Here is a 23,501-nt window from a genome sequence, read left to right as displayed (position 1 = left end):
CATGATACTAGAAAATTCAGTAAAATAAAAATATTTTATATTTTTATATATGAAAAAGAAGGACAAGCACTTCTATGCTTGTCCTTCTTTTTAAATTTAAGGATTAATATACTTTATCGCCGTTGAAAATCGAGTTTTTCACGACAACATAATCTACAGTACGAATGGCATCTAATTTTGTTCCACCAGCGTAAGAGATAGAAGATTGAAGATCTTGTTCCATTTCGATTAACGTATCTTCTAAAGAACCTTTATGCTCAACGAACATTTTCTTACCTTCAACGTTTTTCTTCTCACCCTTTTGGAATTCAGAAGCAGAACCGAAGTATTCTTTATAAAGTTTGCCATCTCTTTCAATTGTTTCCCCTGGAGACTCTTCGTGACCAGCGAATAGAGAACCGATCATGACCATAGTTGCCCCAAATCGAATAGATTTAGCTACGTCGCCGTGTGTACGAATACCACCATCAGCGATAATTGGCTTACTTGCAGCTTTCGCACACCAGCGAAGTGCAGCTAGCTGCCAACCACCAGTTCCGAAGCCTGTTTTAATTTTAGTAATACAAACTTTACCAGGTCCAATACCAACTTTTGTTGCATCAGCACCAGCATTTTCTAATTCTCTTACCGCTTCTGGAGTTCCAACGTTTCCAGCGATAACGAAGCTCTCTGGTAAATGTTTTTTAATATGTTGAATCATGTTGATCACAGCATTAGAATGACCGTGTGCGATATCAATCGTGATATATTCAGGTGTAAGTTGCTCAGCAGCTAATTGTTGTACGAATTCATATTCGTCCTCTTTTACACCAACGCTGATAGAAGCGATTAATCCACGTGATTGCATATCTCTAATGAATGAGATTCGTTTCTCTGGTTGGAAACGATGCATGATATAGAAGTAATTGTTTTCAGCTAAATAAGTTGCGATTCTTTCATCAATAATCGTTTGCATATTTGCAGGCACGACAGGTAATTTAAATTTATGTTTTCCTAAAGTGACAGTTGTATCACATTCAGAGCGGCTATTTACAATACATTTTGCAGGAATTAATTGAATATCTTCATAGTCGAATACGTTTTCCATCATTTACACCCCTAAAATACGAATATTTTATTTTTATTAATCAAAAATGTTCGTCCATAGGATAATTTACATTATTTTTATTAAGAAGTCAAAGGATTTCTTAACGTTTTTTGAAAAAGTAGATTTTATATCTAAAAAATAACGTTAAAAACGAATTTAAAATGTATTTTTATTTATATTGTTCGTTTATGGTAAGGGTTGAAAAATTGAGATAATTATAAAAGGTTGTATGTATTCTTTTTATTTTTTGGAGTGGGATGGAGGATACTATAAAAGGGTTAATGCTAACAATACGAGCAAAAGATGTTATCAATTAGTTGAACAATATATGAAATGATAAGGTTTATTTCTATATAAAAAGATGAATCTGGCATGAACCACCTTTTTATGTAAGGTTTCAAGTATAATAAGTAGGGTGATAGTAACGTATACAAAAGATAAAAAAGAAAATAATACATAATAAAATGAGGTTAATATATGAGTAAAAAAAGTTTTTCTGATTATAAATTAAGTAAGGAAATTGTAAGGGCACTTACTGGGTTAGGATATGATCATCCAACAGAAGTACAAGGTGAGGTTATTCCAGTCGCATTACAAAAGAAGGACCTTGTTGTGAAGTCTCAGACTGGAAGTGGAAAAACAGCTTCATTTGGTATTCCACTTTGTGAAATGGTGGAGTGGGAAGAGAATAAACCACAAGCATTAGTTTTAACACCAACGAGAGAGCTTGCGGTGCAGGTAAAAGAAGATATTACAAATATAGGTCGATTCAAAAGGATTAAGGCTGCGGCAGTTTATGGAAAATCTCCATTTGCACGTCAAAAATTAGAATTAAAGCAAAAGACACATATTGTAGTTGGGACTCCTGGTCGTGTGTTGGATCATATTGAAAAGGGTACCCTTTCTTTAGAGTGTTTGAAGTATTTAGTTATTGATGAAGCAGATGAGATGCTAAATATGGGCTTTATCGATCAAGTAGAGGCAATTATTGATGAATTACCTACAAAAAGAATGACAATGTTATTTTCAGCAACACTTCCAGAAGATGTTGAAAAATTATCTCGTACATATATGAATTCACCAATTCATATTGAAATTAAAGCGGCCGGGATTACAACGGATAAAATTGAACATACTCTTTTTGAAGTAAGGGAAGAAGAGAAGCTTTCACTTCTTAAGGATGTAACTATAATTGAAAATCCAGACAGTTGTATTATTTTTTGTCGTACACAAGAAAACGTAGATCATGTATATAGACAGCTAAAACGAGTTAATTATCCTTGTGACAAAATACACGGTGGTATGGTACAGGAAGATCGTTTTGAAGTTATGGATGATTTTAGAAAAGGAAAGTTCCGTTATTTAGTAGCAACAGACGTGGCTGCGAGAGGAATTGATATTGATAATATTACACATGTTATTAATTATGATATTCCACTTGAAAAAGAAAGCTATGTACATCGTACTGGAAGAACGGGACGAGCTGGAAATAGTGGAAAAGCTATTACATTTATAACACCATATGAAAATAGATTTTTAGAAGAGATTGAGGAGTATATTGGTTTTGAAATTCCAAAGGCAATTGGACCTTCAAAAGAAGAAGTTATGAAAGAGAAAGCTGCATTTGAAGAAAAGATACATGCTAAACCAATTATAAAGAAAGATAAAAATGCGGACATAAACAAAGGCATTATGAAGCTGTACTTTAATGGCGGGAAGAAAAAGAAAATTAGAGCGGTAGATTTCGTCGGTACAATTGCTAAAATTAAAGGTGTTACAGCAGAAGATATAGGTATTATTACGATACAAGATAACGTTTCTTACGTTGAAATATTAAATGGAAAAGGACCACTTGTCTTGAAAGTCATGAAGACTACAACGATTAAAGGGAAACAATTAAAAGTTCATGAGGCAATTAAATAAATAAAAAACTATCCACTTTAATAGGTGGATAGTTTTTTATTTATGATTTTTTCAAATCATCAACTAGTTGCTCTGCTAAACGTCTATACATATTACTCATAGTCACGAAGGATGTTAGTAGTAGAAATTTTTCTAGCTTTGTATCTTCTAAGGAAGAAATCTCATTTACTTCTGTAACACGTTTATTTACGTCTTGTTTAAAGCTTTCGACATTGCTTTCAGTAAGAGCAAGATAATTTTTATATACCGCATTTAATTCAAATGAATCATCGTTTAATAAGGAGTCATTTATATTTTCTAATGAACTTTTTATGTCGTTAATGGAGAGAGCTCCTTTTAATTGGTAAATTAGGCTAATTAAAATCATATGCTCTTTTGAATACTTTTTATTTTTGATAGGGATGAATAGTTTTCCTTTTGCGTAATTATTAATCATCGTTTTTGTTAATACTTTTTCATCATCAGTTCTCGTTGTATCTGCATAAGTATTCTCAAATAGTTGGACAACTTGGTCTACATATAAGTCAACATTTGGAATATCCTCAAGTTTAATATTTTTTTCTAAATGTAATGTCTCAAGTAATTCATTTATATTTTCCACGTAGAATCCCTCACTTTTATAACTTAGTGGAACTTAATGTTTAATATATCTTTAAATATGGTATTACGAAACAAATGAATTGTAAATGTTGACCTCAAAAAGAAATGTGTATATAATTACATGTAGTTATTAAAACTACATGTAATTATATGAGGGGTGTTATTATGAATGCTTATGTAAGGGAACCAGTTAACGCATTTACTCACTTAGGTGGAGCGATATTATCATTTATTGCCTTATTAGCCATGCTTGTGAAAGTTTCTATTAAGATGCCATCATTTGCTGCAATTACAGCTGTTATTTTGTTTGGTATTGGAATGATGGTCCTTTATACGTCGTCAGCTGTGTATCATAGTGTTGTGGCCAATGAACGTGTTATTTACTTCTTTAGGAAGCTAGATCATTCTATGATTTTTATATTAATTGCAGGTACATATGCACCCTTTTGCTTAATTACATTAAATTCAGCAAGTGGTTTGCTATTATTTTGTTTAGTCTATGCAACTGCGATTTGTGGTATTGTGTTTAAAATGTTTTGGTTTAATTGTCCAAGATGGTTATCGACAGCAATTTATATTACGATGGGTTGGTTAATTGTTTTGTTCTTTGCACCGTTAGCTGAGAATTTAAGTACAGGAGGTATTGTTTTCTTAGTACTTGGGGGCATTTTTTATACAATTGGTGGATTTATTTATGGCACAAAGCCAAAATGGCTAGAGTTTAAATATATGGGACATCATGAAATTTTTCATGTTTTTGTATTATTAGGTAGTCTTGCGCATTTTCTAAGTGTATATTGTTACGTAATTTGATCAAAAAACGCCACGCGATGTCTGTTATGTGGCGTTTTTTTATTACCTGATTGGAATCGTGTATTGTACAAAATAATCATGGTATAAAATGTAAGTTTCTGTGTTCGCATAATAAACATATGATAAGAAATATGTGATATACTTTGAGAAGTTTATAATGAATGAAATATGGAGGACTATAATTATGGCAATACTTGTAACAGGTGGAGCAGGATATATTGGTAGTCATACATGCGTAGAATTACTAAAAAACGGTTACGAAATTATAGTAGTAGATAATCTTTCGAACAGCTCAGTAGAGTCTATAAATCGAGTGAAAGATATAACAGGAAAACAGTTTACATTTTATAAAGAAGATATTTTAAATCGAGAAGCACTTGATACGATTTTTGAAGAAAATACAATTGAAGCTGTTATTCACTTTGCAGGATTTAAGGCTGTAGGGGAATCAGTAGCAATTCCGTTAACGTATTATCATAACAACATTACAAGCACATTAGTGCTATGTGAAGTGATGCAGAAGCATAATGTGAAGAAGATGATCTTTAGTTCATCTGCAACTGTATATGGTATCCCGGAAACGTCACCGATTACGGAGGAGTTTCCATTAAGTGCAACAAATCCATATGGTCAAACGAAATTAATGATTGAGCAAATTATGCGTGATGTAGCATTTGCAGATGCAGAATGGAGTATCGCATTACTTCGCTATTTCAATCCATTTGGTGCACACGAAAGTGGGCGTATCGGAGAAGATCCAAATGGAATCCCAAATAATTTAATGCCATATGTAACGCAAGTAGCAGTAGGTAAGTTAAAAGAATTAAGTGTATTCGGAAATGACTATCCAACGAAAGATGGAACAGGAGTCCGTGATTACATCCATGTTGTGGACTTAGCAAATGGTCACGTAAAGGCGCTTGAGAAAGTACTGAGTACAACAGGAGTAGATGCTTATAACCTGGGCACAGGCATGGGCTATAGTGTACTAGAGATGGTTGAAGCATTTGAAAAAGTTTCGGGCAAGAAAGTTCCTTATAAAATTACAGAGCGTCGCCCAGGTGATGTGGCAGTATGTTTTGCTGATGCATCGAAAGCAAAGCGTGAATTAGGCTGGGAGGCAATACGCGGATTAGAAGAGATGTGTGCAGATTCTTGGAAATGGCAATCAAATAATAAAAATGGCTATTTAGAAGTTTAATGATGAATAAAAAAATGACCTTTGCATAAAAGCAAGAGGTCATTTTTTATATTCATTTTCTATTAAGTTTATTACCTAACCTAGAAAAGAACGTTCGCTGTTTTATAGGAATATTTGACTGGCGACACGTGTAGGAATCGATATTTTCAATGTCAGTAAAGGTATTGTTATAAATAAGGAAAATTATCGGAAAGGATATAGATGAGGGATCAACTGCCTGTAAAACCCCAACTGATTAAGGCTTTACTTTATGATCAGCCAGCAACACAAGAGCAATTTCAACAAGCATATGTAAATTTATTAAAAGAAATTAAAGGTTTTGATTCAAGCCTATTCCTTATACTAAATTGAGGATTTGAAACAATCAAAAACTGTTAAGGGGTACTATCGCGCTTTAGGTCCGTAATACAATTTTCTCATAAGAAAGAATGTATTACGGACCACCACCTATTACATAATAGGAGGAATTAATGAATTCGAACAAGTTGTTTGTGATATACTGTGTTTCCCTCTTGACTTGTATATGGTGGGAGACTTCGTCCGAAACAATTTGCAATAATATTGGAGTGAGCGGGATAAGAAATACGTATTTCATACAAATCAATAGTCTCATCTAAATTAGCATAAAAGACTGCGAGATGATTGCCTTGTAAAACATATGGGAATTCTACTTCTGTATTTTCACCAATTAATACAGGTAACTTTACAGGATTAGAATAATTAGACCAATCCCACACTTCTATATTTACATAGTGAGCGTAATATGCATCTAAATTTACAATGTTTATGACTGCTGAAATAGTTGCAGGCTCTCTTGTTAACACACCTGTAGAGTGAAAAACAGAATGATTTGGATAATGAAGAGGCATAAATATCAAACCTTTCTTAAAATGATATGATTTTACAATATCTTATGCTAGAAGGTAGTAGAATGAGATAGAGGAATGTATTATTTTATTCATTTTTTATGGGAATTGAAAGCGTATTATTGAAATGTATTCCAACACTTGTATCATCGCTAGAGTCCGTTTATAATCAAGGCATCCTAGTTCATGTTTTGATAGGATTATTTATTATTGAAAGCGTTTTAAGTTCGCTCCTTTTTTGAAGTAGGAGGTCTGACTTATCCGGATGAAAAATTATGTATGTAGTTTTAAATGGGAAGAAAAATAATATAAGTATCACTTTATAGTGTGGGGAGGTTAAAAGTGTGAAAGGTAAAGATTTTCACACGAATATATATGGGTTATGTAGGATTATTACTTTCAGGGGCAGCTTTATTTTTAAATAGTCTTGTTATATTAGGGAAAGCAGAGATGAAAAGTGCGGGTGTTTTTAATTTATTTGTGGGTGCACTACAAATTATTATTCCGTTTTATTTGATCATGATTTCTGACCAAAGCAATTGGACAGTGTATTCATATGCGGCTACTTTCTTATTTGGATTAACCTATTTATATGTAGGTGTTACTTTTATAAAGGGAATGGATAGTAGTGGTCTAGGATGGTTTTGTATTTGGGTAGCAATTATAGCCTTATTCTATATGGTTGTTTCATTTGTTCAATTTCATGATGTTGTTAATGCGTTAACATGGTTTATGTGGGCATTACTTTGGTACTTATTCTTTGTGCTAAATACACAAAAAAAGAATATTAATCAATATCTCGGAAGAATCGCCTTCGTACAATCATGGGTAACATTGACTTTACCTTCACTATTTTATTTTATGGGAGTGTGGGGAGAGGGATTTGTATATGAACTATGGGTTTATGTATCAGTAATTTCTATTTTGTACTTTTGTTATTGTATTTTTAAATATAGAGTCCGTTAATATATTATCTGCATAAAAGCATGGAATCGTTAAACTGATTTCATGCTTTTTTATATAGTAGCCTTTTATAATAAAAGAAGTAGTATTTTATAAATTGCAAAAATGGGGATGATGAAATTGAAGAAAGTGTTGGTGCTAGGAGGAACAAGATTTTTTGGTAAACATTTAGTAGAGTACCTTTTGCAAGCTGGACACGATGTAACAATTGCCACGAGGGGAGTTACTGAAGATTCTTTTGGTAACGCAGTAAAAAGAATAATTGTCGATAGAGAAGATGGAAAACTACTAGAAGAGCGTCTAGAAGGAAAAAGTTATGATATTGTATACGATAATTTATGCTATAGTTCAAATGCAGCGAAAATGGTATGTGAAGTTTTAAAAGGAAAAACGAAGAAGTATATTATGACATCTTCAATGGCTGTCTATGAACCTGCATTAAGCTTGTTAGAAGAGGACTTTAATCCATACGAATATGCAATTACATATGGAGATAGGAATGATTTTAATTATAGTGAAGGAAAGCGATTAGCCGAAGCGGTTTTATTTCAATATGCAACATTCCCAGTCGTTACAGTGCGTTTTCCAGTTGTTATTGGAGAAAATGATTATACGAAAAGGTTACAATTTTACGTTGAATGTGTTGTGAACCAAAAACCTATCGTTGTGGATCATGTAGATGGAACTTTGTCATTTATACATGAAAAAGAGGCAGGAGAGTTTCTAGCTTGGTGCGGAATGGAAAATGTGAAAGGACCAATTAACGCCTGTAGTAACGGGGGAGTTTCTATGGAAGAAATTATTCATTTCATAGAAGAGAAGACGGGAATAAAAGCACTTATCCAGGAAGCTGGGGAAAATATAGCTCCTTATAATGAGGTAACTAACTGTACGTTACATAATGGAAAGGCTCGTGAATTCGGATTTTTGTTCCGAGAGCTGAAAATAGAAATAAAAAATGTTTTAAAACATTATATAAATACAATGAAGTAATCATAAATCCCCCGGTGGCAATCCGGGGGATTCTGGAGGATTTCGACAATACTGATTTTACATTACCAAATTTACCTTATACGTACGACTAATGTTTTTGCGATTGAATTGCTTGTAAATACTTCTCGTTTACTTGGTCCCAGCTTACCGTATGCCACCAGTTGGTAACAAACTCGGGGCGCCGATTTTGATACTTTAAATAATAAGCATGTTCCCATACATCAATTACGAGTAAGGGGATTTTCCCTTCTTGCAAAGGCGTATCTTGATTTGGTGTACTCATAACAGAGAGTTTCTCACCGTCAAGAACAAGCCATCCATAGCCACTTCCAAAACGACTAATAGCTGCTTTGGAAATTTGATCTTTTAAGTTGTCAAAGGTATTGAAATAATAATCAATTACTTTTGCAACGTCTCCATTAGGCTCACCGCCACCTCGTGGGCTCATCACTTCCCAAAAAAGACTATGACAATAGTGACCACCACCGTTATTTCGTACAGCTGTAACAATTTCCTTCGGTAAAGCATCTAAATTACATAGCAATTCTTCTAAAGATTTATTATGTAATTCAGTATAATTTTCTAAAGTAGCATTTAAATTGTTTACGTATGTCGCATGGTGCTTTCCATGATGAATGGAAAGTGTATTGCTATCGATATGTGGCTCTAGTTCATCATAGTCATATGAAAGCTTTGGCAATTGAAATGAAGACACAACATTACCTCCTTTCTATTTAAAAAGTTGCTCTAGGTAAAAATACTTTACCTGAGTCAAAAATACACCCGTTTTTCATATAAGTCAATAGTAAGTTTATTAATTTTCTGAAAAATATTACAATAAAAGTAACACTCTCACTTTCATTTGTGACTCCTATCCTTTTTGCTTATACTGTAAAGTAGCAGGGTTTTGTTGAAATAGAAGGAGATTGTTTATGAGTAAAACGAAACAATTAATAGAGGAAGCAAGTAATTTTATTACGATTTGTTATAAGGAGCTTCATAAAGAACAATTGATAGAAGAACGTATAAAAGAAATTCAAATTGAGGTAGAGAAGACAGGGACATATGAGCATACATTTGAAGAACTTGTTCATGGTTCACGAATGGCATGGCGTAACAGTAATAGATGTATTGGGAGACTATTTTGGAGTAAGATGCACATATTAGATGCGCGCGAAGTAAATGATGAAGAGGGTGTATATAATGCATTAATTCATCATATTAAATATGCAACGAACGACGGGAAAGTTAAACCAACCATTACGATTTTTAAGCAATATCAAGGTGAGGAAAATAATATACGAATTTATAATCACCAATTGATTCGATATGCAGGATATAAAACAGAAATGGGAGTGATTGGTGACTCTCATTCCGCTACATTTACGGACTTTTGTAAGGAGCTTGGCTGGAAAGGAGAAGGTACGAATTTCGATGTATTGCCACTTGTGTTTTCTATAAACGGGAAGGTACCTACATATAAAGAAATTCCGAGAGAAGAAGTAAAAGAAGTGCCGATTGAACACCCAGAATATCCTATTTCATCACTTGGAGCAAAATGGTATGGGGTTCCAATGATTTCAGATATGCGCTTAGAAATTGGTGGTATTTCTTATACAGCTGCTCCGTTCAATGGATGGTATATGGGAACAGAAATTGGGGCGCGCAACTTAGCGGATCATGATCGTTATAATTTACTTCCGGCTGTTGCGGAGATGATGGATTTAGATACATCGAGAAACGGTACTTTATGGAAAGATAAGGCGCTAATCGAGTTGAATATTGCCGTACTACACTCCTTTAAAAAACAAGGAGTTAGTATCGTTGACCACCATACTGCTGCACAACAATTTCAGCAATTTGAGAAGCAAGAAGCTGCTTGTGGTCGAGTTGTAACAGGTAATTGGGTGTGGCTTATTCCACCATTATCTCCAGCTACCACTCACATTTATCATAAACCGTATCCCAATGAAATTTTGAAGCCGAATTTCTTTCATAAATAATATTTAGTGTAGGTTTTTTTGCAAAATATAATTTTTTTTAATTACTGTTATGTAGCAAATGGAAGCCTTTACTCTCGGTTATTTTTGGAAGAGGCTTTTTGAACCAAGGAGTTCCTTATGTTATAATCAAATTTCTGTTTCGAAGACCTTATAGAAATATAAGGTCTTTTGTTTTGCTTTTTTATGTAAGAGAAAGAGATTTTTTCTTTTTAATAAGGGATTTGGCATATTTTTAGGGACAACATAAGTATGTGGGAAGTCGATAAAATGTTATGCATATATAATTATTGTGTTTTGGGTTTAAACAATAAAACATAATAAAGTTGTTTTTTTAGATTGCTGAGGAAGGAGGAAGTATAAATGAGGATGAAGAGTCGAAAAACTGATTGGCCTGTATTTATTATTAGTGGTGGTTCACTTTTATTATTTGTAATTGCAGTTTTTTTGAACAAGGATTATGTAGAGAGTACGATTAATAACAGTTTCGCTTTTTCAATTAAATATTTCGGTGCATTCTGGCAAGTTTTATTATTAGGTACATTTGTTGTTGCAATGTGTATGGCGTTCTCGAAATATGGGAGAGTTAAACTTGGGGGATTAGAAAAACCTGAGATTAGTACGGCAAAATGGCTTGCTATTATTATGTCTACATTACTTGCCGGAGGTGGCGTTTTTTGGGCAGCAGCAGAGCCAATGTACCATTTGATGACGGTGCCACCAATACATGATGGTATATCTGCTGGAACGAAAGAAGCAGTCATGCCTGCTTTAGCACAAAGTTATATGCATTGGGGATTTTTAGCATGGACGATTTTAGGCACAATTAGTGCGGTAGTTATGATGTATGGACATTATCATAAAGGTATGCCGCTAAAACCTCGAACGCTTTTATATCCTATTTTTGGGGAAAAATTAAGAAAGAGCCTGCTTGGAACGATAATTGATGCAGCTGCAATTATTGCAGTAGCTGCAGGTACAATTGGCCCAATTGGATTTTTAGGTTTGCAAGCAAGTTATGGATTACAAGAATTATTTGGAATTTCTGATGTGTTTACTACTCAATTAGCAATTATTGTTTGTGTAGTGGCCGTGTCTACCATATCGGCAGTAACAGGTATTGATAAAGGGATTCAAATTATAAGTAATTTAAATGTTAGATTGGCAATTTTGTTAATGGCATTCATATTACTATTTGGGCCAGGTGGATTTATTATTGATTCGTTTGTTTCTTCGTTTGGATTTTATGTAAGTGAGTTTATACCGATGAGCACATACCGTGGTGATACAAGTTGGTTAGGATCTTGGACAATCTTTTTCTGGGGATGGTTTATTGGATACGGACCAATGATGGCAATTTTAGTGAGTCGAATTTCAAGAGGGAGAACGATTCGAGAAATCATCGTTGCAATTGGAATTATCGCACCTATTATTACAACGTTTTGGTTTACTATATTAGGTGGATCAGGTGTGTTTTATGAGTTAATGAATCCTGGGTCTATCTCGGACGCATTAAGTGAATCTGGTATGCCGGCAGCTATGATTGCAATTACAGGGCAACTGCCACTTTCTAATATTATTGGACCAGCATTTCTTTTATTAACAATTTTATTTGTAGTGACAACAGGAGATTCAATGGCGTATTCCATTTCAATGGCAGTGACTGGAGACGGAGATCCTAGAATTAGTTTGCGAATTTTTTGGTCGCTTATTATGGGAGCAGTTGCAGCAATTCTTTTATATATGGGTGAAGGAAGTATTAATGCGCTACAATCGTTTATCGTAGTGACGGCAGTTCCGGTATCAATTTTGTTATTCCCAATGCTATGGTTAGCGCCTAAAGTTGCAGGAGAATTAGCATTAAAACAAGGTATTGTAAAAGAAGAAGATAAAACTGCATTCTTATTTCAGAAGGCTAGTAAATCAAAATAAATGATAAATAAAAACGTAAAAGAGGAAGCATCTTAAATGAGATGCTTCCTCTTTTACGTTTAATCTAATACTTTTCCCTTTGTTTCTGGTACACATAGTAGCATTGTAATTAACCCGATTGGATAGATGATAAAAATCAGGGACAATGCTCCAAGCAGGTTGCCACCTGTAGCGAGTAAGCCAATAATAACAGGTCCAAATCCAGCTAACCCACGTCCTGTACCGAAAATAAAGTTTTCTGCGGTAGAGCGAGCTTCAGCAGGATAGTTTTCAGCTAAAATTGCCCCAAATCCTCCCATCATTCCATTTGCAAAGAATCCAAGCAATGCACTTCCCCATAATAATAATGTTGAATCTGTGAATAAGAAGAAATAAATGAGACAGTATACTGTACCGCCAATATAATAAATTGCAAAAGTTTTACGACGACCAATTTTATCAGCCAAAATACCAAAGATTGCAATTCCAATTAGCATACCGATGGTAGAAATGAACATCCAGCCACTTGCTTTTGCTAATGTATAGTTATATTTATTTGCTAAAATAGTTGGCATCCATGTGAAGATTCCGTAATATCCGAAGTTCTGGATAAATGACATAATAATAAGACCGATTGTTGTGATTGTTACTTTTTTATTGGCAAATAACTTTCGAAGTGGGAATTTTTTTATATGTTTTAGTTGTTCTGCTTCAGTAGTTGTTAATTTACCTGAAGCTTCTTTTTGCAATAGTTCCTTTTTGTAGCGTTGTTTTTGCTCCCATATTTTCGGTTCACTTAAACTTTTACGTACATAGACAGCTAGTAAAGCTGGAATTAATCCAAATAAGAAAACGGCTCTCCATCCAAAGTACGGGACAATAAATGCTGGAAGGAGTGAAGCAATCAGTACACCAAATTGCCATCCAAGTGCAACAACAGATGTCGCTTTAGCGCGCATTTCTTTAGACCATGTTTCTGTTACAATGGCCATTCCGATTCCGAATTCACCACCAACTCCCATTCCAACTAAAAAGCGAAGAATTAATAATTGCGAGTAGTCTGTTGCGAAATAAATGAGTGCGGTTGCTAGTGAAAACAGTAAGATTGTGAAGGCCATTGTACGAATACGACCGAATAAATCAGCAATAAATCCAAATAAATAAGAACCAATTAACATCCCTATTGTGGTAGCTAATGTTAAGTTTCCACCTTCAACAGGACTTAAGTGAAACTCTTTTAAAATATAGACAAGTACGAAAGATAATAGCAACATATCTAAACCTTCTGCTGCATATCCTAGCGCAGAACCAAATAATGTTTTATACCTTTTCGCTTTCGTCTCCTCTGTTGTTTGTTGTACATCAGTAGTGACGTTCATTATTACTCCTCCTTATTTTCTACAGTCGCTATGGAAGAATAACAAAAGGCCTTCTCACCTGATATGATGAGAAGGCCAAAAAAGCATACGTATCCCCAAAAAAGAACATACGTATATTGTATTCCGACTTCCTTCTCAACCTCACGGGGTTGGGTTAAAGGACTGTATTATATTACTTTATTTTTAGCACTCTTCTATTGGATTGTCAAATAAAGAGGAAGTTATTATGTGTAAAATATTTCAAAAAACATTTCGTTCTTCTTGACGTCGACTTCATTATTTTCCCATAATAAAACTAACTAAATAAAAAGGAATGAATCAAAGATGCTAAATTTAGTACTCATGATGATTGAACGAGTCGGACTTATAGTTATTTTAGGATTTTTACTCTCTCATATTAAAACTTTCAGGCGCCTCCTTCATAAACAGGATGGCTATGTAGATAAGCTTAAGCTTATTTGTATTTTTTCGGTATTTACAATTGTAAGCAATTACACTGGGATTGAAATAGCGGGAAATACAATTATGAATGAAAATTGGTTACAAGGTGTTTCTTCGTCAAGTACAATTGCGAATACGCGTATTATGGGGGTTGGTATTAGCGGCTTACTTGGTGGCCCTATCGTAGGGGTTGGAGTGGGGTTTATTGCTGGTATTCATCGTTATATGCTTGGTGGTACGACAGCGCTAAGCTGTGCAATTTCTTCTATTTTAGCCGGGATTATAACTGGTTATATCGGATATATTTTCAAAAAATATAACCGTACAATTACTCCTAAGTTTTCAGCAGTTTTAAGTGTTTTTATCGTATCTTTAGAAATGCTTATGATTTTATTAATTATAGAGGATGGAATTAGCGTTGTGAAAACAATAGCGATACCCATGATTCTTGTAAATAGTTTTGGAAGTTTTATTTTACTTTCTATGATACAAGCTATTTTGCGTCAGGAGGAGAATGCAAAAGCACTTCAGACTCATAAAGTATTGCGTATTGCTGATAAAACGTTACCGTATTTTCGTCAAGGCTTAACAGAAGAATCGTGTAAGCATGTGGCACAAATTATTCACCGCTTTACAGGAACGGATGCGGTATCTTTAACAGATACAGAGAAAATATTAGCGCACGTTGGATTAGCATCAGATCACCATATTCCTTCACATAGTTTAATAACTGGTTTATCAAAAGAAGTTTTACATACAGGGCAAATAATGAAGGCGAAATCACGTGAGGTTATTAATTGCCAACATGAAGGCTGTCCCTTACAAGCCGCTATTGTTATTCCACTAACTTCACATGGAAATACGATAGGGACATTAAAACTGTATTTCAAAAATTCTAACCAGTTAAGTCGCGTTGAAGAAGAATTAGCAGAAGGGTTAGCAAAAATATTCTCCACGCAGTTAGAGTTAGGCGAAGCTGAGTTGCAAAGTAAATTACTTCAAGATGCGGAGATAAAAGCATTACAAGCGCAAATTAACCCGCACTTTTTATTTAATGCGATTAATACAGTATCAGCTTTATGCCGAACAGATGTAGAAAAAGCAAGGAAGTTATTATTACAGCTTAGCGTGTATTTCCGTTGTAATTTGCAAGGAGCACGTCAGTTATTGATTCCACTAGAACAAGAATTAAACCATGTACAGGCATACTTATCACTAGAACAAGCAAGGTTCCCAAATAAGTATGAGGTAAAGATGTATATTGAGGATGAGCTAAAGACAACTTTAGTACCACCATTTGTTCTTCAACTATTGGTTGAAAATGCATTGCGACATGCTTTTCCGAAGAAGCAACCAGTATGCGAAGTGGAAGTGCATGTTTTTGAAAAAGAGGGTATGGTTCATTTTGAAGTAAAAGATAATGGACAGGGAATTGAGGAAGAACGTTTAGAACAATTAGGAAAGATGGTAGTTTCGTCAAAGAAAGGGACTGGAACTGCTTTATATAATATTAATGAACGTCTTATTGGGTTATTTGGGAAAGAAACGATGCTTCATATCGAAAGTGAATTAAATAAAGGGACGGAGATTACCTTTATTATTCCAAAAAAAGTAGGGGAGGAAGAGCCAGGTGTTAAAAGTATTAGTAGTTGACGATGAAATGTTAGCACGTGATGAACTAAAGTATTTATTAGAGAGAACGAAAGAAGTTGAGATAGTTGGTGAGGCTGATTGTGTGGAAGACGCATTAGAAGAACTAATGCAATGTAGACCAGATATTGTGTTTTTAGATATTCAATTATCCGATGATAACGGATTTGAAATCGCGAATATATTAAAGAAGATGAAAAATCCACCTGCAATTGTATTTGCTACTGCCTATGATCAATATGCGTTGCAAGCATTTGAAGTAGATGCGTTAGACTACATTTTAAAACCATTTGATGAAGAGCGTATTGTGCAAACATTAAAGAAGTATAAAAAACAAAAACAAGCGCAAATAGAAACGAAGCACGAAATAAAGGGGACAGATGTAACAGCAGAGATGCATAAATTAGCATTACCAATTGAAGAATCAATCGTACTTGTGAATATTGAAGATATTATATATGTAGGGCTTGTAGATGGGAAAGTAACAGTAAAAACAATGAGGGAAACATATGTAACACATGATACACTTGTAATTTTAGAGAAGAAGTTACCACAAGCAAGCTTCATGCGCGTCCATCGTAGCTTTATTACGAATATTAATCATATTACTGAAATTCAGCCATGGTTCAATTCTACTTATAATTTAATCATGAAAGAAGGATCGAAAGTACCTGTTAGCCGTACATATGCCAAAGAACTCAAGAAGCTGCTTCGTATTTAAGAAGCAGCTTTTGTATTTCATCCTTTTATATTTGCAACTGATTCTGTATATTTGACGTTCTGATATGTAAACGCTTACTTAGACGTTTATATCCTATACAATAAAGGTACCAAATCGAAAGAGGTGGCCAAAATGAGTACGAAAAAAGTATATAGTTTCTTATCACAAGCATTCATATTCTCAGCTATTATGTTAATTTCTAATATTATTGCAACACATTTACCAATTCCGATGCCTTCATCGGTAATCGGGTTAGTTATTTTATTTAGTCTATTATGTTTAAAAGTTATTAAATTGGAGCAAGTTGAATCACTCGGAACAGCTTTAACAGGTATTATCGGATTCCTGTTCGTCCCATCAGGTATTTCAGTTATTAATTCTCTTGGTGTAATGGGACAATATTTTGTACAAATTGTAACTGTAATTGTTGTAGCAACAGTTATTTTACTCGCTGTAACAGGATTATTTGCACAATTTATTTTAGGAAAAGACGAAAAAGAAACAGAAGATACAAAAGAATTGAAAGTAGTAAATAAAGGACGCAAGCACGGAAAGGTTGCGTAACCATTGCATTTATATATTGTTAGGAGGTAATGAATATGGCAAGCACAATGACTCCATATTTCGGAATCGTCGTTTCATTAATCGCATACGGGATCGGAACATTATTATTCAAGCATTCAAAAGGATTCTTCTTATTTACACCATTATTTGTAGCGATGGTATTAGGGATTGTCTTTCTAAAGGTAGGTAACTTTACATTTGAAGAATATAATACTGGCGGAAAAATGATTAGTTTCTTCTTAGAACCAGCAACAATTGCATTCGCTATCCCACTATACAAACAAGTGGATAAGTTGAAAAAATATTGGTGGCAAATTTTATCGGCTATCGTGGTTGGATCTATTTGCTCAGTAATTGTCGTGTTCATTGTCGCAAAAGCAATCGGTTTAGATACAGCAGTAATGAATTCAATGCTACCACAAGCAGCAACAACAGCAATTGCGTTACCAATCTCAGAAAGTATTGGTGGTATTCCAGCAATTACATCGTTTGCAGTTATTTTCAACGCAGTTATCGTATACGCATTAGGGGCATTATTCTTAAAAACATTTAGAGTTAAGCATCCAATTGCAAAAGGTTTAGCACTTGGAACAGCGGGCCATGCATTAGGAGTTGCAGTAGGAATTGAAATGGGTGAGGTAGAGGCAGCGATGGCAAGCATTGCTGTAACGGTAGTTGGGGTTGTAACAGTAGTTGTCATCCCAATGTTTATGCCGTTCATTGGATAGTAAAACTTACTTAAAAAATAAGAAAAGCAAGCTATTTGTAGGACAGATTTCTACTGATAGCTTGCTTTTTATGTTACAGTAGTGGTAAGACCTATTTAAAAAAATGTAAGTTTCCTTAAATCTTCATTAATACTATGTAGAATACGTTTTGAATTAGGTCATTGTATTGTAAAATAAGAAGTAAGCTACTATATACCTGTTAAGATAGGCATATAATGAGTTTATAAAAATCTTAATATGAATGAATAATTAAAAGTAGAAAAGAGAGAGAAATCTACTTATTAACGTTTTAGTTTATAGGACAGGAGAGAGTATTCGTCGATTATGCAAATAAAAAACCTGTTTCAAAGCAAAGGATTTCAGAGGTTACTCGTATTAGTAATACTTGCTCTCGTGTTATACGGGCTGCAAAGTATGTTGAATTTAATATTAATTACGTTTATTCTCACGTATTTAATGGATCGATTCCAAAAGTTTATTTCCCGCAAATTAGATCATTTCATGCCTATTAATCGAAAAATTATTATAGCATTTCTATATGTAATGTTAATTGGTGGAATTGCTATTACGCTATTTAAATATTTACCAGTATTAACGATACAAATTTCACAATTGATTTACCAATTCAATGTATTTTTAAGAAACCCACCAGATAGTGAACTAATTAAGTATGCAGTTAATGCTGTCAATCATATGGAGCTTTCTAAATATGTAGGACAAGGCGTAGACATTTTGTATAAATCGATTACGAATGTTGGTAAATTTGGCCTTCAAGTTTTACTTTCTTTAATTTTAAGTTTGTTTTTCTTACTAGAAAAATCTCGTATTGTTGGTTTTACTGCAAAGTTTAAAGAAAGCAGGCTTGCAATTTTCTATACTGAAATTGAGTACTTCGGAAAGAAATTTGCACGTTCATTTGGAAAGGTAATCGAAGCGCAATTTTTAATTGCTGTTGTTAACTGTGTTCTTTCAGTTATCGCATTATGGATATTAGGATTCCCGCAATTATTAGGTTTAGCGTTAATGATTTTCTTGCTTGGCTTAATTCCAGTAGCGGGGGTTATCATTTCGTTATTCCCACTTTGTATGATTGCTTACAATATTGGCGGTATTATGTACGTTGTTTATATTTTAGTTATCGTAACAGTTATTCATGCGCTTGAAAGTTACGTATTAAATCCGAAGTTTATGTCGCAAAAAACAAATTTACCGATTTTCTATACTTTTATGGTATTAATCTTTTCAGAACACTTCTTAGGTGTATGGGGACTGATTATCGGTATTCCAATCTTCATTTTCTTACTAGATGTTTTAGACGTGACAAGTGATGAAATGGAGAAGGATGTTGGAACAAAATAAAGTGAAGTAGAGAAAAAGCATCGATGTTCGATGCTTTTTCTTTTATAACATTATGTTTCTTATGCCATACTGTAAGGAGAATATAGAATAGGGGTGAAAGAATGGCTGTAAATGAAAAGGTAGAGTTGGCTACATTTGCTGGAGGGTGTTTTTGGTGTATGGTTTCTCCATTTGAAGAGATGGAGGGAATTATACAGGTTGTTTCAGGTTATACAGGCGGTCATAAAGAGGATCCAACGTATAAAGAAGTGTGCTCGGAAACAACAGGACATTATGAAGCGGTACAAATTACATTTGATGAAAATAAAATGCCGTATGAGGAATTGTTAAATATATATTGGAGACAAATTGATCCGACCGATATTGGGGGACAATTCCATGACCGCGGACAGTCTTATGAAACGGTGATTTTTTATCATAATGAACAACAACATAAAAAAGCAGAAGCCTCAAAAGAAGAGCTTGAGCAGAGTGGGCGCTTTTCGAAACCAATTGCGACAAAAATACTACCAGCAGCTACATTTTATCCAGCTGAGGAATATCACCAAGGATATCATAAGAAAAACACATTCCGCTATGAGTTATATCGTAAAGGCTCAGGACGAGATGCTTTTATTAAGCAACATTGGCCAAAGGATAATGCTCATTTAAAAGAAAAACTCAATGAGATGCAGTTTTATGTAACACAGGAAAATGGTACAGAACCACCATTTCGAAATGAGTATTGGAACCATAAAGAGGAAGGGCTTTATGTAGATATCGTTTCAGGTGAGCCGTTGTTTACTTCTCTAGATAAATTTGATAGTGGATGTGGATGGCCTAGTTTTACAAAACCAGTTATGTCAGCAAGTGTGAAAGAAAAGATGGATGTGAGTTATAATATGACACGTACAGAAGTGAGAAGTAAAGAAGGAGATTCACATCTTGGGCATGTATTTCCAGACGGTCCAGGACCGAATGGGCTTCGTTACTGCATTAATTCCGCAGCTCTTCGATTTATTCCAAAAGAGGAATTAGAAAAAGAAGGCTATGGCGATTTCTTAATCTTATTTGGAAATAAAAAATAACCTCGCAGTTAGCGAGGTTATTTTTTTGCTATTTTGTTTTTTTCTTTTTAAATTTGCTTAATACTTCATAAACGATTGGAACAATAAGAAGTGTTAATAACGTTGAACTTGTTAATCCACCAATTACCGTTACACCAAGCCCTTTAGAAATTAAGCCGCTACCTTCAAATCCTAATGCAAGCGGGATAAGAGCCCCGATTGTTGCAATTGCAGTCATTAGAATAGGACGCAAGCGTGTTGCACCAGCTTCTAATAAAGCTTCACGTGTTGATAAACCTTCATTTTCTTTATGAATAACGCGGTCGATAAGCACGATTGCATTTGTTACAACGATACCGATTAACATAAGCGCCCCAATCATTGCAGATACACTTAATGTTTCACCAGAGATTAATAAGGCAACAAGAGCCCCAATAATTGTGAATGGTAGCGAGAATAAAATTGCGAATGGTGCAAGGGCACCGCCAAATGTAACGACAAGAACGAAGTATACAATGGCAATCGCAGCTAACATCGCTAGGCCAAGTTGCTTGAATGATTCTTGAATATCTTTAGTAACACCGCCCATAGAAACATCTACACCAGAAGGAAGATCCATTTTATCTACTTCTTTTTGGACTGCAGCAGATGCTTTTGAAACGTCATCAGATGTTAATTTGGCACTAACCTCTGCATAAACACGGCCATCTCGGTGTGTTACTGTATTCGATGTTTCACCTTCTTTTACAGTCATAACATCTTTTACAGCTACTTCATTACCAAGTGGTGTTGTAATTTTGCGATTTGTTAAGTCATCGATTGTTTCATAATTTTGTTTTTCAGCTTCTACATATACATTGATATCTTTACCGTCTTTTTTAATTGTTGTCAGAACAGGGCGATCATGTTGATTAGAAAGTCCCATTCCAATTTGAGCAGCAGTTAAGCCCATTTTACTCAGTTTTTCTTGATCTGCGACTAAAGTGTACTCTGCATATGTTTTTGCAATACTAGAATCTATATCTTTTAAGTCTTTATTTTTCTTCATGATATTTTGAATATCTTTTACGACAGGCTTAATGTCTTCTGAGCTATCTCCGTAAACGTATAGTTTAATTTCGTTACTACCGCCACTTGCTCCGAAGTCTTGGTTTTTCCATTCACCTTTTCCAGACATTTTTTGTAAATCTTTCACGACTTGTTCTTTTTCTTTTTCGAAGTTTTTCGTGTCGTTATCATATTGAACGAAGAACATAGCTTGATTTGTTTGACCAGGGCTCATTGGATTCTCTCCACCTAATGAGAACTGAATTGTTTTTACGTCTTTATTATCTTGGAAGTGTTTCTCAGCTTTCGTTGCAATTTTTTCAACGTCTTCTAATGTTTGACCTGGTTCAGGTTTGTATGTTGCGATAATCATTTTTTCTTCTTCAGAAGGTAAGAAACTTACACCGATAACCGGTACAAGTGCGAGACTACCAACTAATAGAAGGACAGCAATACTAGATGTAATAATTTTGTGATTTAAAGCCCATTCAAGTATACGTTTATACCCATTTGCTAATTTGCTTGGTTTCTCTTCATGATGTACCTCTTTTTCCCTCGTGCTTTCTTTCTTAAATAAGGAATGAGCAAGCATTGGTACGATTGTAACAGCCACTAGTAACGATGCTAATAAAGCGAAGACGATGGTTAAGGCGAATGGTAAGAACATTTCACCAATCATACCTTTTACAAGCCCTAGCGGTAAGAATACAGCGATTGTCACAATGGTAGAAGACATAATCGGAATAAACATTTCTTTCGTAGCTTCACGAATTAAATCTCTTCCGCGCAATTTCTCTTCTGATAACGACATACGTCGGTAAATATTTTCAATAACAACAATTGAGTCATCAACAACACGGCCTATAGCAACTGTCATTGCTCCAAGCGTCATAATGTTAAGCGTAATATCCATTTGCTTTATGACTAAAACAGCAATTAATAAAGAAAGTGGTATTGAAACGACAGAGATTAACGTTGTTCGAATATTTCGTAGGAACAGCATAATAATAACAATCGCAAAGATAGCACCGAAAATTGCTTTGCTCAGCATTGTTTCAACTGATTTTTCAATAGGTGCACCTTGGTCGAATGTTGAAATGATCTCTAAATCTTTATATTTTTTCTCAAGATCTTTTACTTTATCTTTTACTGCATTTACAACATCAACTGTATTTGCATCAGAGGCCTTCACAATTTGAATTCCAATTGCTTCTTTTCCATTTGTTCGAGAAATGGATTCTGCTTTCCCAACTTCTTTAATTTCAGCAATTTCGTCTAATGTAACTGTTGGAATTCCGTTCATAGCAGCTGGATTCATTTGCGGCGTTTGTGCACCAGCGCCAGCATTTTGACTACCTTGACCGTTAGGTGATGAAGGTATAGCTGGTATTTTGAGTTCTTTTAATGCTTTAATCGTTGTAATATTGCCATCTACAACAACTGATTTTTCCGTGTCTTTAAACGTGTATAAGCCAAGTGGTAAAGATACATCCGATCCTTTAATTACATTTTTTACAGTATCTTCACTTAGTCCTAGTTCTTTCATTTTATCTTTCTTGAAGACGAGCTGTACTTCATCTACTTGTTGACCTGCAATTTGAACAGATGCAACACCATCAAGTCCTTTTAATCCCGGTACAATATTTTTCTCTACATTTTCAGTTAAGGTAGCTAAAGATTCATTCTTGCTTGCTACGCTTAACGAAATAACAGGAAAAGCATTGAAGTTTACTCGTGAAACTTTAGGGTCTTTAACACCTTCCGGGAGTTTCACATTCGTGAGAACTTCTTTAATTTCTGTTTCTGCTTTTTCCATATTTTTATCAAAATCGTATTCTACTTGAATAGAAGATGCATTTTGAAAAGACGATGAGCTCACAACGTTAACGCCGCTTAAATTTTGTAGTTGTTCTTCCATCGGCTTTGAAACTTTATCAGCTACTTCTTCTGGTGTAGCACCAGGATAGACCGTAGTTACTGTCACAATCGGTGTTGTAATATCAGGAATTGTTTCCAGCTTCATATTGAGTCCAGAGTAGATCCCCGCAATAGTAACAATAATGGTTAGTAGCCAAACTGCGAACTTATTTTTTAACGAGAAATTGATGATTTTGTTCATGTTTGCGCTCCCTTTGTATTGTATTGACCAACTGGTCAGTCTAATACATAATATAACTGACCGTTTGGTCAATCGTCAATAAAAAGAGAC

At 34.5% G+C, this 23,501-nt stretch carries 19 protein-coding genes; 13 read left to right on the top strand and 6 right to left on the bottom strand.

Features of this window, described 5'->3' with window-relative positions; genetic code table 11:
- Window positions 1-103: 103 nt before the first annotated feature.
- Window positions 104-1,087, bottom strand: a complete 984-nt coding sequence (guaC, locus tag JFU02_RS18955; protein ID WP_000432447.1) for a GMP reductase — start codon at window positions 1,085-1,087, stop codon at window positions 104-106.
- A 477-nt stretch (window positions 1,088-1,564) separates the two neighbouring features.
- Here guaC and dbpA point away from each other — a divergent pair, with 477 nt between their 5' ends.
- On the top strand, window positions 1,565-3,010 hold the full coding sequence (dbpA, locus tag JFU02_RS18950) for an ATP-dependent RNA helicase DbpA (protein ID WP_097821105.1): 1,446 nt from the start codon (window positions 1,565-1,567) through the stop codon (window positions 3,008-3,010).
- Between the two features lie 40 nt (window positions 3,011-3,050).
- Here dbpA and JFU02_RS18945 read toward each other — a convergent pair whose 3' ends face one another.
- Window positions 3,051-3,611: a DUF1836 domain-containing protein gene (locus JFU02_RS18945; RefSeq protein ID WP_000427876.1), complete on the bottom strand. Its 561-nt coding sequence runs from the start codon at window positions 3,609-3,611 to the stop codon at window positions 3,051-3,053.
- A gap of 164 nt (window positions 3,612-3,775) precedes the next feature.
- On the opposite strand from JFU02_RS18945, the gene trhA reads away from it, so the two are divergent.
- Entirely contained in the window at window positions 3,776-4,423 is a 648-nt protein-coding gene (gene trhA, locus JFU02_RS18940; protein ID WP_201071477.1) for a PAQR family membrane homeostasis protein TrhA, read from the top strand.
- Window positions 4,424-4,607: 184 nt separating this feature from the next.
- Window positions 4,608-5,624, top strand: a complete 1,017-nt coding sequence (galE, locus tag JFU02_RS18935; protein ID WP_098013600.1) for a UDP-glucose 4-epimerase GalE — start codon at window positions 4,608-4,610, stop codon at window positions 5,622-5,624.
- Between the two features lie 467 nt (window positions 5,625-6,091).
- Here galE and JFU02_RS18930 read toward each other — a convergent pair whose 3' ends face one another.
- Entirely contained in the window at window positions 6,092-6,493 is a 402-nt protein-coding gene (locus tag JFU02_RS18930; protein ID WP_001128271.1) for a hypothetical protein, read from the bottom strand.
- Window positions 6,494-6,865: 372 nt separating this feature from the next.
- On the opposite strand from JFU02_RS18930, the gene JFU02_RS18925 reads away from it, so the two are divergent.
- Together JFU02_RS18925 and JFU02_RS18920 are read left to right on the top strand one after the other, a co-directional pair.
- Window positions 6,866-7,456, top strand: coding sequence for an AmiS/UreI family transporter (locus JFU02_RS18925; RefSeq protein ID WP_000542567.1), 591 nt, complete (start codon window positions 6,866-6,868; stop codon window positions 7,454-7,456).
- Between the two features lie 102 nt (window positions 7,457-7,558).
- Entirely contained in the window at window positions 7,559-8,446 is an 888-nt protein-coding gene (locus JFU02_RS18920) for an NAD-dependent epimerase/dehydratase family protein (RefSeq protein ID WP_061667943.1), read from the top strand.
- Window positions 8,447-8,534: 88 nt separating this feature from the next.
- On the opposite strand, the gene sodA is transcribed toward JFU02_RS18920, so the two are convergent.
- Complete coding sequence (gene sodA, locus JFU02_RS18915) at window positions 8,535-9,161, bottom strand: superoxide dismutase [Mn] (RefSeq protein ID WP_201071463.1); 627 nt, start codon at window positions 9,159-9,161, stop codon at window positions 8,535-8,537.
- 217 nt (window positions 9,162-9,378) lie between these two features.
- On the opposite strand from sodA, the gene JFU02_RS18910 reads away from it, so the two are divergent.
- The gene (locus JFU02_RS18910; protein ID WP_097821101.1) at window positions 9,379-10,449 is read left to right on the top strand and encodes a nitric oxide synthase oxygenase; all 1,071 of its coding nucleotides are present in this window, start codon (window positions 9,379-9,381) and stop codon (window positions 10,447-10,449) included.
- Between the two features lie 360 nt (window positions 10,450-10,809).
- Window positions 10,810-12,378: a BCCT family transporter gene (locus tag JFU02_RS18905; RefSeq protein WP_086790789.1), complete on the top strand. Its 1,569-nt coding sequence runs from the start codon at window positions 10,810-10,812 to the stop codon at window positions 12,376-12,378.
- Window positions 12,379-12,437: 59 nt separating this feature from the next.
- Here JFU02_RS18905 and JFU02_RS18900 read toward each other — a convergent pair whose 3' ends face one another.
- On the bottom strand, window positions 12,438-13,736 hold the full coding sequence (locus JFU02_RS18900) for an MFS transporter (protein ID WP_001103409.1): 1,299 nt from the start codon (window positions 13,734-13,736) through the stop codon (window positions 12,438-12,440).
- 324 nt (window positions 13,737-14,060) lie between these two features.
- On the opposite strand from JFU02_RS18900, the gene lytS reads away from it, so the two are divergent.
- The 6 genes from lytS (at window position 14,061) to msrB (ending at window position 20,266) form a co-directional block, all read left to right on the top strand.
- Window positions 14,061-15,830 carry a two-component system sensor histidine kinase LytS gene (gene lytS / locus JFU02_RS18895; protein WP_000933588.1) on the top strand — a complete coding sequence of 590 codons (1,770 nt, stop codon included), beginning with the start codon at window positions 14,061-14,063 and terminating at the stop codon, window positions 15,828-15,830.
- Window positions 15,808-16,548 (top strand): LytR/AlgR family response regulator transcription factor, encoded by a 741-nt coding sequence (locus tag JFU02_RS18890; RefSeq protein ID WP_061667940.1) that lies wholly within the window; start codon window positions 15,808-15,810, stop codon window positions 16,546-16,548. The genes lytS and JFU02_RS18890 overlap by 23 nt, the downstream gene beginning before the upstream one ends.
- A 132-nt stretch (window positions 16,549-16,680) precedes the next feature.
- On the top strand, window positions 16,681-17,112 hold the full coding sequence (gene lrgA, locus JFU02_RS18885) for an antiholin-like murein hydrolase modulator LrgA (protein WP_000104903.1): 432 nt from the start codon (window positions 16,681-16,683) through the stop codon (window positions 17,110-17,112).
- Window positions 17,113-17,147: 35 nt separating this feature from the next.
- Window positions 17,148-17,840 carry an antiholin-like protein LrgB gene (gene lrgB, locus JFU02_RS18880; protein WP_000168869.1) on the top strand — a complete coding sequence of 231 codons (693 nt, stop codon included), beginning with the start codon at window positions 17,148-17,150 and terminating at the stop codon, window positions 17,838-17,840.
- A 324-nt stretch (window positions 17,841-18,164) separates the two neighbouring features.
- A complete protein-coding gene (locus JFU02_RS18875; RefSeq protein WP_001166011.1) occupies window positions 18,165-19,199 on the top strand; it encodes an AI-2E family transporter in 1,035 nt (344 codons plus the stop codon).
- 101 nt (window positions 19,200-19,300) lie between these two features.
- Window positions 19,301-20,266 carry a peptide-methionine (R)-S-oxide reductase MsrB gene (gene msrB, locus JFU02_RS18870; protein ID WP_201071460.1) on the top strand — a complete coding sequence of 322 codons (966 nt, stop codon included), beginning with the start codon at window positions 19,301-19,303 and terminating at the stop codon, window positions 20,264-20,266.
- A gap of 28 nt (window positions 20,267-20,294) precedes the next feature.
- Here msrB and JFU02_RS18865 read toward each other — a convergent pair whose 3' ends face one another.
- The gene (locus tag JFU02_RS18865) at window positions 20,295-23,411 is read right to left on the bottom strand and encodes an efflux RND transporter permease subunit (protein WP_201071448.1); all 3,117 of its coding nucleotides are present in this window, start codon (window positions 23,409-23,411) and stop codon (window positions 20,295-20,297) included.
- Window positions 23,412-23,501 lie beyond the last annotated feature (90 nt).

It is taken from the genome of Bacillus sp. TH13 (assembly GCF_016651175.1).
GTDB classification, from domain to species: Bacteria; Bacillota; Bacilli; order Bacillales; family Bacillaceae_G; genus Bacillus_A; species Bacillus_A thuringiensis_S.
This window is presented reverse-complemented; position numbering and strand designations above follow the sequence as displayed.